A 13,610-nucleotide genomic window follows, 5' to 3' on the forward strand; every position below is an offset into this window, starting at 1 on the left:
GTTCTCGTTCCAACTACTTTGCTCGCTGGTCAACATTTTGAGAATTTCCGAGACCGTTTTTGCTCAATTTCCTATCAATATTGAATTATTATCTCGCTTTCGTAGTGGCAAAGAAAGCGAAAAAGTAATTGAGTCATTAAAAAATGGCCAAGTGGATATCGTTATTGGTACTCACAAACTTTTTTCCAAAGATATCCAGTTTAAAAATTTAGGTTTACTCGTAATTGATGAAGAGCATCGCTTTGGTGTCAAGCAGAAAGAACATATACGTTCCTTGCGTACGCATGTTGATATTCTATCAATGACTGCGACCCCTATCCCACGAACACTCAACATGGCAATGGCCGGCATACGTGATATTTCCCTAATCGCAACACCACCTGCCAAACGACTAGCAATTAAAACGTTTTGGCAAGAAAAAATAACTCTATCCTGCGTGAAGCCATATTGCGTGAAATTTTACGCGGTGGGCAGGTTTATTTTCTCCACAACAATGTCCAAACGATTGAGCGTGTAAGTCAAGATTTACAAGAATTAGTTCCAGAAGCAAAAATTCGCAGCGCCCACGGTCAGATGCGTGAACGTGAACTAGAGCGTATTATGTCCGATTTTTATCACCATCGATTTAATGTGTTGGTTTGTACAACCATCATTGAAACAGGTATCGATATACCAACTGCCAACACAATCATTATAGATAGAGCAGATAAATTTGGTTTAGCGCAATTACATCAATTACGTGGTCGCGTTGGTCGTTCTCACCATCAAGCTTATGCTTATCTTCTCACACCCAATGAAAAATCATTAACTGCAGATGCTGTTAAACGGTTAGAAGCCATTGTTTCTCTCGAGGATTTGGGTGCAGGCTTCACTTTAGCTACTCATGATTTAGAAATTCGCGGTGCTGGCGAATTATTAGGAGAAGAGCAAAGTGGCAATATACATGCCGTAGGTTTTAGTTTGTTTATGGAAATGCTAGACAGGGCCGTCAGCGATTTAAAAGCAGGGAAAACACCTGAATTGACCGCACCAATCCAACAAGGCCCAGAAATTGATCTACGTTTAAGCGCAATTATTCCTGAAGATTATATCGCCGATGTACATACTCGCCTTATTATGTACAAACGTATTGCGAATGCAAAAGACAAACAACAATTACGTGATTTGCAAATTGAAATGATTGATCGCTTTGGCTTACTGCCTCAACCAGCAAAGCAGTTATTGCTAATTACAGAATTAAAATTATTGGCAACCCAATTAGCGATTAATAAAATTAATGCAGCCCAACAGACGGGCAAGATTGAATTTGGTGAGAACCCTGCCATCGATCCCGGCATGTTGATCAATCTGATTCAGCTACAAGCAAAACGCTATCAAATGGAAGGACCTACCCGTCTGCGTTTTACCTTGGATAGTACCTCCCCAGAAGAGCGTATTCATGAGATTCAAGCTTTATTAATGAAACTAGCTAATAAAGCCAGCGCGTAATCTAGGCCCAAATAATGACATTATGGTCTGTAATTGCTTTCTGTATTAAGTCTTGATAAGTTGATTCTACACTACGGCGCTTAACTTTCAGTGTTGGCGTAAGCAATCCATTCTCAGGTGTCCATGCCTTTTGTGAAATAATCACATGGCAAATTTTTTCATAACTTACCAGTTCACTATTAATTTTATGTAGATCTTCTTGCAGGCTCTTCTTTACTCGCTCTTTATCCTGGCTCTGTCCCGCTTCACTTAAAGTAATTAGTAAAACATTATGAGGCAGTTCCCTGCCAACCATACAAAGCTGCTCTATAAATTTATTGGCTGCAAATCGTTTCTCAATGGCTGCTGGAGCAATAAACTCTCCTTTTTGATTTTTAAAATTCTCTGATAAACGCCCTAGTATTTTTACATTATTGTATTCATCGATTTCAGCCACATCTCCGGTATGCAACCATCCATCGTTGGTAAAAGCAGTTTTAGTTGCTGCTTCCTCTTTAAAATATTCCTTCATCAAACAAGGTGATTTCATAAGCAACTCGCTCTCATCTCCGAGTTTGATCTCAACGTATTTTCTTGGTGTCCCCACATAACCGGGACGACGTAGTTCTAAAGTAGAAAAAGTAGCATAAGCAAGATTTTCTGTTTGTCCATAGCCTTCTTGAATATGAATATCGAGCTTGTCAAAAAAACCAAGAATTGATACCGGTAAATGAGAAGCACCAGAAAAACTATTAGTGCAGCGGCCAAGACCAAGCTGGTGTTTAATTTTCTTTTTGATTAAAGAGGCAATACCAGGTATTTTAAGTAAAAAACTCAAGATTATAGGGGATAATTTCTGCTCTATTTTTGCTGAAAGACTCCCCAAATCCGTGGCACTGCAGTAAAAAAGGTTGGCTCAGCCTGACGTAAATTCGCAATAAATTTATCCAGGCCTTCCACAAAAGACACATCACAGGGTATTGTTACACTTCCCAATTGGATTGCTGAACGTTCATAAACGTGAGCCAGCGGCAAGTAAGACATAAGATGATAATGAGTAACTGTTTTAATACGCTGAATATCTTCAGGAAATATCTTTAGGTAATTAGCAATTATTGCATGCGTATATACAGCTCCCTTTGGCACACCGGCGGTACCTGAAGAATAAATAATCGTGAATATATCATCTGGAGAAGAGTCTACAATATCTGTTAAAGGTTCTTTAGCGAGAATATCTGCCCAACGATTATCGGTATTGAGCTCCGGATGATAATCAAAATTTACTGTCGGTAAATCAGCAGGAATGTAACCACGAACTCGTACACAATTATCTAATTTTCCAATAAATACCAGTTTTACTTCAGCATGCTTTAAGACAAATTCAATACTATCCCTGTGCTGGTTTGCAAATAAAGGTACACTCACCATACCTGCCAAACTGATACCGAAATCGGTAATAAACCATTCGGCACAATTTTTGGAAAAAATAGCGAGATGCTCACCTTTTTTCAGACCAGCATCCTGCAAAAATCGGGCAACTTGCCGGGCTTGGCGAATGACCACCTGCCATGTATATTCATACCATTTTCCATTACGGGGTTGTCTTAAATAGACTTTTTCACCACGCCTTTTTTCATTTTCTACTAAAAGCTGGTTAAGCGAATTTTGTAACAATTTCTTTGTCATAGCCTAGCCTTGAATGTTTTTAATTACTATTTTAGTAGTAGAAATTTAAAAACCTCAAGTTACATCTTGATTATTAACTTAAACGATTACAGCAAATTTTTTCTACAAATAATAGGTTAAGACATTGAAGACGCTGCCGGATAGGACAGATCCTTATCATCTATGGGGAGCTCTTCACTATTTTTTGCCATAGTAGCCTTTCGATGAGCGAATTTTTTCCGCTCATTGCTGAATATACCATAGTATTCAAGATGCCTACTTCCTGTTTCCATTTGCACTTCTTTGTGCGCTCTTGGCGGCTTACCCAACTCTTCACGTAAATAGTCTATCATCTCTATCTGCTTCGTTGCGTTGGCCTTTCGAAGAGCAAATTCTAGTATATGTTTTCGAGGTTTGTTATCTGATAGTAAACTACAAAAACCTTGCACAAGAGCAATTTGTTTGCCGTTAACAGCAGATAATAAACCTTGTTCAACTGTACGTTGCGAAGGAGCATTGGTTGGCAAGTTACAAAGATACAATGCCATTGCTGTATCACCCAATTTAATGGCTGCGTGCAACGCATTTTCAATGCCCTGACGAGAAGGTGGATTAGTTAAATGACAGAAAAACTGCACAGCAGTTAATTGCCGTGATTTCACTGCCGATAATACTCCAAAATCTACTGAGCCCTGTAAAAAACGATTTGTTGGCAAACTGCAAAAATAAGCTATAACATCTCGCTTGCCTGCTTTTATAGCTGCTTGTAACGCTTTTCCTTGGACTTGTTGACTGGGTTTATTTGATTCTATATTTGATAAATATTTTACTAAAGGCAAATGGCCATTTTCCGCAGCCTCTATTAAGGCCGACTCAATAAGAGATTGGCGTAAAGGATTATCCGCCAAGCCACAGAAATAGCTTATAAACTCAAGATTTCCAACTTGAGCCATTTTATTAATTACTCGTTCAACCACGATTTGGCGAGGCGCATTATTTTCTAATCTATAAAGACGTTTAGCTAACTCCAAACAATGAGCGTCTGCCGCCTGCATAAACATTTTTTCAATTTGTAACTGCGAAGGTGCTACTGACAAAGAACAAAAATATTCCGCTAAATCGCAATGTTCCAACTTAGCTGCAAGTTTAAATACCCTCTCAATAACCTCTTTACTAAAAGAATGCTCTGCTAACTGGCATAGATAGCGCACTACATTGATATGATTATTGGTAACCGCAGCCTCAAGTGCTTTTTCTATAATTTTTTAGGAGGTAAGCGTGTATTGTCGTTACAAAAGGTCTGTACAGCAGTTAATTCCCCTTGTTCAGCAGCCTGAATTAAAACAATACCAGTTGTTATTCTTGTGAATGGCTTAATTGTGTCGACACAAAAATAATTGATCACAGACCAATGACCAGCTTCGGCCGCAAGCAACAACGCTTTATTCATCATAGATTTACTTTGTTGTTTTATTGCCGCAATATCAATAAGAAGTCCCAAATTACCTTGTCTAACAGCTTTAAGAAAAACTGTCTCACCACCATAATCCCTCTCTCTCCAATTGAGGCGTTGAATGGGAATAGCTTCAAGTTTGTCGATAATTGTATTTCTAATCAATTCATCATCAATTGCCGTCAGGATTTCAAGTAGTACCCGCTCATATTCGCTAATATCTTCTGATGGTTGTATTGGAGGCTCCAGTGACAATAACTCCATAAAGGCATTAATATCAAAAGTACTACCCTGCTTTTTAAAACAGGCTTGGGCAATTCGAATATGCAATTTATATTTATCATAAAAATCAAATTTGGCTTGAGCATTGAGATAAGTTAAAGTCTGCAATTTTCGAGACACCTCAAACCAAGTGTCTTCAATTAACTGATAATTATCCTTAGTCAGTGGACTCTGTTCAGTACAACGAGCAATGCACTCTTCAATCTGTTGTTGTAACTGTGTAGAATAACGAACCAGGTGAATCGCCCATCCAGGGTATCTTTTTAACTGCCGCAGCAACTCCATATCATCGATTAAGTGAGCGTTATCAAAAAGTTTCTCAATAATTGCATCAAATGCCTGGCCAGCAGAAGGATGCTTATATTTCAATAAGACGGCAAGCATTATCAATAATTGAGCAACCACATCAGGTCCCGAGGAGTCAGAAACATTAAGTTGCTGAATATATGCCTCTATATTAATTGCTTTTATCTTTTCAAATAATGTTGGCTTATAAGCCAATAAATGCAAGATTGCTCCACTATTTAATGAAATCAAATGCTCAGCAGTTGATTCCTCTATTAATTGAGCTAGCCCCTTCAACAATACAGGCCTTCTTGCAGCAATAAAATTAATCAGAGCTGGCAACTCTTTTGCTAACATACTTTCATGATTCAATCTGTGCTTTAAAGCATTCAACCAATCTTCATTGTCAGATGTAGTGGGGGTTACAACCGCAGCAAATAAAAAAGGTTGACCAAATAACTTAAAAAGCGCAGTAAAATTTTCTTCTGTAGGCGTAAAATCCAGGGGCGCACCCATCACTTGCACCGAAGGAAGTTCTCCTTCTCTATGTAGAACGCCATCTAAGCTATAAGACTCAAATCCCCTCTCATCACAACTCACCTTTCCAACCTGAGTAACTAATTCTTCTGCTTCAGGAAATTGGGCCAGGAGTGTATATAATTGACTGATAGCACTTTCTTCCCGATGAAGTGTAAATAGATGATATCTTAGAAAATCATGCAATAAATTCGTTCTTATGATTGATTCAGAGGAAGCTCCTCGCTGTAACAGCCATAATAATAACGCTGCGAATTTTTCAGCATCATCCAATTCAGTCTTAAATAATTCACTCACCCCTAGCGCGTTTTCCTGTTGAGCTAATTGCTCTGTGAAGAAGACTAGATATTTTCTGACTGAGTTTACTGCCTCACCCATTTTGATGTCGGCCAACTCTTTCGCTACCTGGCGATTTATCTCCTCACAATTATTAAATAAAGCTTTATTTTCTTCATAAAATTTTAATGTTTTAGTTTTATTTTCATGGAGCAAAGCCATAAATAGATGCGTACTTTTGTGAATAAGTGTGGCCTCTTCATTTTTCTCGAGAAGACTCAAACAATATTTAAGAGCAAAAGAGAATAAGCTATCGTCTGCAACCGCAGTCAATTCTTTTTTACCGAACTCTATAAAATCCAAGAAACGTCGATGATTCTCTACATCCTGAGCCTCTGGAAGAGAGGCCCGGCTTCCTATATCTCTTCTGCTAAGCCGTGCTATTCTAACGTTTGCAATTAATCTTCTATGATTTTGTTGCTCGACCGCATACTCTTGTTCAAAAAATGAGCGCGTCAATGGTTGGTTTTCAAAAGGAAAGTCTTCTTCGTTACCCTCTATCCATGCCAATAACATGTTTAACATATTCACTCTCCTTATGAATGGGTATCATTTGATTATAAAGAAGACATTCTAAAGAACAAGAGTTTTTTGCACGATGGGATAATTTTTAGGCTTGACGCCTAGGTGATAAACGGAAAGATCGCCGAAGATTCAACATGGTAGAATATAAGCAGAAAATGTTTAAGCACCCAAATTTAACGGGTGCCACCAATAGTCAGAGCATCAATTTTAAGGGTTGGTTGCCCCACGCCTACGGGGACTGATTGACCATCTTTACCACAAACACCTATACCACTGTCCAACGAGAGATCATTTCCAACCATAGAGATTTTCTTCATTACTTCGGGGCCGTTACCAATTAAAGTAGCACCCTTAACAGGTTTGGTCACTTTGCCATCTTCGATGAGATAAGCTTCGCTGGCAGAAAAAACAAATTGCCCAGATGTTATATCAACCTGACCTCCACCAAAATTTACTGCATATAAACCACGTTTTACCGAACGCAGAATTTCTTCGGGAGTGTAATGCCCTGCCAGCATATAGGTATTTGTCATTCTTGGCATTGGCAAATGAGCATAAGACTCCCGCCGGCAATTGCCTGTAGGTTTCATCCCCATTAATTTGGCATTTAATTTATCTTGCATATAGTTGACTAGTACACCATCCTCAATCAGGGTAGTACATTGGGAAGGAGTACCTTCATCATCAATGGTGAGTGAACCCCGCCTATCTTTTAGAGTACCATCATCCACTACAGTCACACCCTTGGCGGCAACCTGCTGCCCCAAACGGCCTGAAAAAGCAGATAAGCCTTTACGATTAAAATCACCTTCCAAACCATGCCCTACCGCCTCATGAAGCAAAACACCAGGCCAACCAGGCCCTAAAATCACAGGCATAGTACCAGCAGGGGCTTCTTCTGCCTCCAGATTAATCAATGCTTCACGTACTGCTTCCCGCGCATAACTCAGTGCCCTTTCCTGCTCCATAAAGTACGAATAGGCAACGCGGCCACCACCGCCAGAGCGAGCTGATTCTCGACGTCCATTTTTATCTTCAACAATCACACTCACATTAATACTAACCAAAGGCCTGATATCAGCAATCATTTCTCCGTGTATCCCAGCCACCATAACGACTTCGAAACAACCACTTAAAGAAGCATTTACCTGAATCACTCTCGGATCTATCCGTCTCGCTTCTTTATCGATTGCCTCAAGCAATGCAATTTTGTCTTGTTTATTCATTCCTTCGATGGGATTTATATCGGCATAGCGTGTAATAGGAGAAACCGCTACTTGAATAGACTGAGTAACCTTTGTACCGCTAAAAGCAATAGAACGCGCCGCATCGGCCGCACGCTGCATTGCTGGCAATAAAATATCATCGCAATAAGCATAACCCGTTTTATCACCACTGACTGCACGAATACCAACACCACGATCGATGGAATAACTACCGCTTTTAACCTCTGAATCTTCCAGATACCATGATTCGTAGCTACTACTTTGAAAATAAAGATCAGCATCATCTACATGTCGCCCCATCATTGAGCGAATTAATTTTTCAACAACCGATTCATCCAGAGAGGCTGGTTTTAATAATAAATCTTTAGCAATAGTTAATACTTGAGACATAATTTTACCTTCAAAAATAACGGTCATTTATCCAAGAGAACATGGTGGTCATTACAAGGAAATTGTCGACGCAATTGATGCAACCGTTGTAAATCAATATCAGCTGTCAACATACCTACCCCACTCTCCTGCTGAGTCACCACTTTTCCCCAAGGTTCAACTATCATGCTATGGCCATAGGTTTGCCGCCCATTTTCGTGATGCCCTCCCTGATTAGGAGCTATAACATAACATAAATTCTCAATTGCACGCGCTCTCAACAATACTTCCCAATGTGCAATTCCTGTAACTGCAGTAAATGCTGAAGGCACCGTAAATAATTCAGCACCTCTTAATACTAATTGTCGATACAATTCAGGAAAACGCAAGTCATAACAAACCGACAAACCCACTCGTCCAATGGGTGTATCTACCACTACTATCTCATCGCCTCGCTCTATTGTTGTAGATTCCTGATGAGCTTCTTGCTCAGAGACACGAACATCAAAAAGATGAATTTTGTCATAACGGGCTGCACAGCGCCCTTCATCATCAAACACCAGACAACTCGTTTTCACACGTTCATGCAGACCTTTCAAAGGAAGCGTTCCAGCAATAACCCATAAGCCATACTGTTTGGCCAAAGAACTAATCTTGTCTTGAATTGTTCCTGCCCCATATTTCTCAGCAATTTGCAATTTATCGCTTTCACTCACGCCCATAAACGCAAAATTTTCTGGCAAAACGAGCAAATCAATTTGTTTTTCCCTTGCATCAATAAAGAATTGTTCAATCTGTTTTAAGTTATTTTCAACGGAAGCGGACGAAACAATTTGTACAGCAGCAACTTTAGGCATAAATTATCCAACCAGTAATAAAAAACCATCTATAATTATCGATGATTAAATCAGGATCTTTCAATGCTTAAGAGAAGATTTATAATCTTGATTGTGAAATTCTTTTTAACAACCATAAGCAAACACAGCATTTAAATCGCTTGCCAGTATGTATCCAGATCTATAGACTTGAAAAATGGGCAAGCCGACCATAGATATGCTAAACTAGAAATATAAATTATCTGGAGTTATTGCATGAACCGAAATGACGTTACTGTGTTAAGCCAACGTAGTGATTCAGTACTTGCCACAAACAAAGTACTGCGTAACACTTACCTTTTACTTGGCATGACTTTTTTATTTAGCGCGTTAACTGCTTATGCCTCTTACGCTTTTGCTGTTAAACCCCTAAATCCGTTGCTCATGATTGTTGGTGTCTATGGCTTGATGTTCTTGACACAGGCATTGAGAAATAGTGCCCTGGGAATAGTAAGCGTCTTCGCGTTCACGGGTTTTCTGGGTTATACCTTGGGCCCGATTCTTAATTTTTACATTGCCAGCTTCTCAAACGGCCCTCAACTAATTGGCACGTCACTAGGTGCGACGGGTATGATTTTCTTTGCCTTATCAGGCTATGTATTAACTACTCGTAAGGATTTTAGCTATTTAGGCGGTTTTCTGTTTGTAGGCATCATGGTCGCTTTATTGGCAATGATTGCTGGTATCTTCTTTCAAATTCCAGCGCTTCAACTGGCCATATCAGCAGCCTTCGTACTGATTTCTTCCGGCTTAATTTTATTCCAAACGAGTGAAATTATTCATGGCGGGGAAACGAATTATATTTCAGCAACCGTGTCATTATTCGTATCTATATATAATCTGTTCGTGAGCCTACTTAACTTATTAAGTGCTTTTTTCAGGACGCGACTAATATACGTCTCCTCAACCTGAATCCCGGTGAAATTAGCCGGGATTTTTTTGGTTCTATTTTCTACTCACTCAAAACCGGTGCCATACATACTGTAGAATCATAGGAATTTTATTTTGAATCCCTCGGGTTTTCGGCTACACCTGCACCTAGTGGCTACCTGGTTTTTTCGCCTTGCTGCCAACTCGCACTTGCCCGAAATAAAGCAGGCAAATCAGCCACTGATTTCTGACTCGGTTTATCAAGATTATATATTTCGCGGGATTTTTGATAATAAACACCTAAGGGTACCGGGAATTCTGGAAAATTAAGTTGAGCCAAGCGCATCGCAGCAATATAGTTGCTTGAATCGTGGTGATACAGATTCTTATTACTCAAGTTGGCACTCGGGATACATTGTAAAGATTCATTCTGTAAAGCCAACACCCATTCTTGCTCTGCTCCGAAGTACAAAGGTTGTCCATCTTCCAACACAATCGTTCTATCTGCTCGATTTGTTTTTAAAGCAAAGGCATCGAAAGCACCATGATTGAAAATATTGCAATCCTGATAAATCTCTACAAACGCGCAGCCCTGATGCTCATACGCTTTCTTAAGAATTACAGCCAGTTGATTGGGATCCTTATCTACGGCCCGTGCAACAAAACTAGCCCCCGAAGCCAGTGCAATCATCAAAGGATTAATAGGTTCATTAGTCACCCCGTCCGGTGACGTTTTTGTGACTTGCCCTTTTTGAGAAGTTGGTGAAAATTGTCCTTTTGTTAACCCGTAGACTTGATTATTAAAAAGCAAAATATTGATATTTACATTACGTCTTAAACAATGCATCAAATGATTACCACCGATACTCAGCGCATCACCATCACCAGTAATAACCCATACCGTTAAATCATCACGCATGGCTTTAAGGCCCGTAGCCACCGCCGTTGCTCTGCCATGAATAGTATGAAAACCATAAGTATTCATATAGTAGGGCAACCGGCCAGCACATCCAATTCCTGAAACAAAGACATGCTGTTCAGGTGGTAAACCTAACTCCGGTAATAAACGCTGCAAGGCAGCTAGAATAGCGTAATCACCACATCCTGGGCACCAACGTACCTCGGTTGCATGAGTGAAATCTTCACGTTTATAACTGTTATTCATGGTTAATTTCCAATTTAATGGCTTGAACAAGATGACTTACAGTGAAAGGTTGGCCATTGCACTGACTAATAGATTGTGCGCCAAGTAAATAAGTTGCCCGTAAAAGTTGACATAATTGTCCTGAATTTAATTCAGCAACCAAAATCTTATCAAAACCAGTCATGATCTGACCTAATTCTTGTGGTAAGGGATTCAGATGCCGTAGATGTAACAGAGCAATAGCTATACCCTCAGCACGGCATTGATTCACTGCCGATTTAAGACTGCCGTAGGTACTACCCCAACCTACTAACAGAATTTTGGCGTTTTCATCGCCATCTAACTGTAAATTGGGATAATCGCGAGAAATGCCTGCGATTTTCTCTGCTCTCAATTTGACCATTGTTTGGTGATTATCAGCATCATAGCTAACTCTGCCTTCTTCACCCTGTTTTTCCAAACCCCCTATTTGGTGAATAAATCCTTCTGTGCCAGGAACATTCCAACTACGAGATAGAACCTCATCCCGCTGATAAGGTTTGGGAAAACGATTAAAATCAATAACAGGTATCTTAATTGATTCAACTGCAGGTATTTTCCAGGGCTCAGCGGCATTCGCCAAATAAGCATCAAGCAAAACAATCACCGGCGTCATATATTTAATTGCCAAAGTAAACGCCTCAATAATCGTGTTAAAGCAATCCGAAGGCGATTTTGCTGCGAGAACAGGCAATGGGGCCTCTCCATGACGACCATACAAAGCTTGACGCAAATCACTTTGACCTGTTTTAGTAGGCAATCCAGTCGACGCCCCTGCACGCTGTACATCCACTAAAACAAGAGGTAATTCTGTCATCACAGCCAAACCAAGACTCTCACTTTTCAAATCCAGTCCAGGTCCTGAAGTACAGGTCAAGGCTAAACAACCGCCATAAGCAGCACCTATACAAGAACAAATTGCTGCAATTTCATCTTCTGCTTGTAACAAACGAACACCATAGTCCACTAATCTCGCACACTCATGCAAAATAGCAGAAGCAGGCGTTATGGGATAACCTGATACCAACAGTGGTATTTGAGTGCTTACAGCAAGCGTTGCCAGGGCAAGCGCCACCGCTTCGACACCGGTGATTTGTCTATATTCACCACTTTCACGGCTTACCTGCCCAAGCATGAATTGCCGCCGACTCAACTCCAGCGTCATGGCATAATTATAACCGGCCAATAAAGTCAACTCATTAGCTTTAGCAATCTGTGGATTCGCTTTAAATTTTTTATTAATAAAAGCCAGACAACTAGCCGTTGGCAAATCAAACAGCCAAAGCACTAAGCCTAATACATAAAAATTCTTTGCTTTTTTAGCTTGGGCATGGTTCATCGCTAGTACTTCAACTGCTTGCAAAGTCTGGCTTATTAACGGCAAAGAAACAACTTGATACTGTTCTATAACCTTGTCAAAAAATTCGCTAGTTAGACCTGCCTTTTGCCAATCCTTAGCCTGAAAACTATCTTCATTAATAATTAGTAAGCCGCCTGGATTTAAGTATTCCAGAGAGTTCTTTAAAGCTGCAGGATTTAAAGCCACCAATACGTCCAAGGTCTCCCCAGCAGTAAAAATAGCCTGTTCAGCCATCGCCAACTGAAATCCCGATACTCCCGCAACAGTCCCTGCAGGTGCTCTGATTTCCGCAGGAAAATCAGGCAAAGTCCGTACATCACGTCCAGTAAGTGCGGCAGTGATGGTTAACTGCTCACCTACAAGCTGTACGCCATCACCAGAATCACCGGTCAACCGAATAACAATTGCATCAGTATTCGACATAGTTTCTTGCTTCCAACATAAGTTGGCGCATATGTTTCACCGCCTCTTTCAATCCACAAAATAAAGCTCGGGCGATAATCGCATGGCCAATGTTTAATTCGTGTAATTCTTTGATAGCTGCAATAGGCTTCACATTCTGATAGTTTAATCCATGACCAGCATTAACAATCAAATTGAGGCTTGCGGCATACTCTGCAGCTTGTTTAACTCTTTGCAGTTCGCGTGCTTGTTCAGCAGCATTACTGGCATCAGCATAGCAACCTGTATGTATCTCAATAACGGGCGCTCCAATCTCAGCCGCTGCTTCGATTTGCTTTGGATCCGGATCGATAAATAAAGAGACCTCACTACCTATTTCCGTTAAACGTTTCACTGCATTAGAAACTAGTTGGTAGTTAGCTAACACATCCAATCCACCTTCAGTAGTCAATTCTTCGCGTTTCTCAGGCACAAGGCAGGTATGCTCCGGCATGATTTCTTCGGCAAAATCCAGCATTGCATCAGTAACAGCTAATTCCAAATTCATACGTGTTTGCAATATTGATTTAATCAGTCTGACGTCACGAGCTTGAATATGGCGTAAATCCTCACGCATATGCAGGGTAATTCCATCGGCACCCGCTTCTTCAGCATCGATAGCTGCCTGTACAGGATCAGGATAACGTGTACCTCGAGCCTGGCGCACAGTAGCAACATGATCAATATTAACGCCTAGTAAAATTTCTTTAATCATTATTCACCATTTCATTCAAAT

At 40.3% G+C, this 13,610-nt stretch carries 10 protein-coding genes and 1 pseudogene; 2 read left to right on the forward strand and 9 right to left on the reverse strand.

What is annotated here, in order from left to right:
• Window positions 1-1,488: pseudogene (locus BN58_RS25525) on the forward strand (TRCF domain-containing protein); the annotation flags it as partial.
• A gap of 1 nt (window position 1,489) precedes the next feature.
• On the opposite strand, the gene BN58_RS36270 reads toward BN58_RS25525, so the two are convergent.
• The 6 genes from BN58_RS36270 to BN58_RS13795 form a co-directional block, all read right to left on the reverse strand.
• A complete protein-coding gene (locus BN58_RS36270; RefSeq protein ID WP_269570308.1) occupies window positions 1,490-2,305 on the reverse strand; it encodes an AMP-binding protein in 816 nt (271 codons plus the stop codon).
• Between the two features lie 23 nt (window positions 2,306-2,328).
• Window positions 2,329-3,153: an AMP-binding protein gene (locus tag BN58_RS36275; RefSeq protein WP_019217331.1), complete on the reverse strand. Its 825-nt coding sequence runs from the start codon at window positions 3,151-3,153 to the stop codon at window positions 2,329-2,331.
• 116 nt (window positions 3,154-3,269) lie between these two features.
• Window positions 3,270-4,343 carry an ankyrin repeat domain-containing protein gene (locus tag BN58_RS13780; protein WP_020424302.1) on the reverse strand — a complete coding sequence of 358 codons (1,074 nt, stop codon included), beginning with the start codon at window positions 4,341-4,343 and terminating at the stop codon, window positions 3,270-3,272.
• A 44-nt stretch (window positions 4,344-4,387) separates the two neighbouring features.
• Window positions 4,388-6,550, reverse strand: coding sequence for a hypothetical protein (locus BN58_RS13785; protein WP_020424303.1), 2,163 nt, complete (start codon window positions 6,548-6,550; stop codon window positions 4,388-4,390).
• Between the two features lie 173 nt (window positions 6,551-6,723).
• Window positions 6,724-8,166, reverse strand: a complete 1,443-nt coding sequence (gene tldD / locus BN58_RS13790; protein WP_026069486.1) for a metalloprotease TldD — start codon at window positions 8,164-8,166, stop codon at window positions 6,724-6,726.
• A 23-nt stretch (window positions 8,167-8,189) separates the two neighbouring features.
• The gene (locus BN58_RS13795) at window positions 8,190-9,002 is read right to left on the reverse strand and encodes a carbon-nitrogen hydrolase family protein (protein WP_019217333.1); all 813 of its coding nucleotides are present in this window, start codon (window positions 9,000-9,002) and stop codon (window positions 8,190-8,192) included.
• Between the two features lie 234 nt (window positions 9,003-9,236).
• Between BN58_RS13795 and BN58_RS13800 the strand changes: the two genes are divergently transcribed.
• On the forward strand, window positions 9,237-9,932 hold the full coding sequence (locus tag BN58_RS13800; RefSeq protein WP_019217334.1) for a Bax inhibitor-1/YccA family protein: 696 nt from the start codon (window positions 9,237-9,239) through the stop codon (window positions 9,930-9,932).
• 133 nt (window positions 9,933-10,065) lie between these two features.
• Here the strand turns inward: BN58_RS13800 and BN58_RS13805 are convergent, their stop codons facing one another.
• The 3 genes from BN58_RS13805 to pdxJ are packed head-to-tail and all read right to left on the reverse strand — an operon-like array spanning window position 10,066 to window position 13,589.
• Window positions 10,066-11,055, reverse strand: a complete 990-nt coding sequence (locus BN58_RS13805; protein WP_019217335.1) for a 2-oxoacid:ferredoxin oxidoreductase subunit beta — start codon at window positions 11,053-11,055, stop codon at window positions 10,066-10,068.
• Window positions 11,048-12,856 (reverse strand): 2-oxoacid:acceptor oxidoreductase subunit alpha, encoded by a 1,809-nt coding sequence (locus BN58_RS13810; protein ID WP_019217336.1) that lies wholly within the window; start codon window positions 12,854-12,856, stop codon window positions 11,048-11,050. Before BN58_RS13810 ends, BN58_RS13805 begins: the two co-directional genes overlap by 8 nt.
• Window positions 12,843-13,589: a pyridoxine 5'-phosphate synthase gene (gene pdxJ, locus BN58_RS13815; protein WP_019217337.1), complete on the reverse strand. Its 747-nt coding sequence runs from the start codon at window positions 13,587-13,589 to the stop codon at window positions 12,843-12,845. The genes BN58_RS13810 and pdxJ overlap by 14 nt, the downstream gene beginning before the upstream one ends.
• Window positions 13,590-13,610 lie beyond the last annotated feature (21 nt).

The organism is Legionella tunisiensis, assembly GCF_000308315.1.
GTDB classification, from domain to species: Bacteria; Pseudomonadota; Gammaproteobacteria; order Legionellales; family Legionellaceae; genus Tatlockia; species Tatlockia tunisiensis.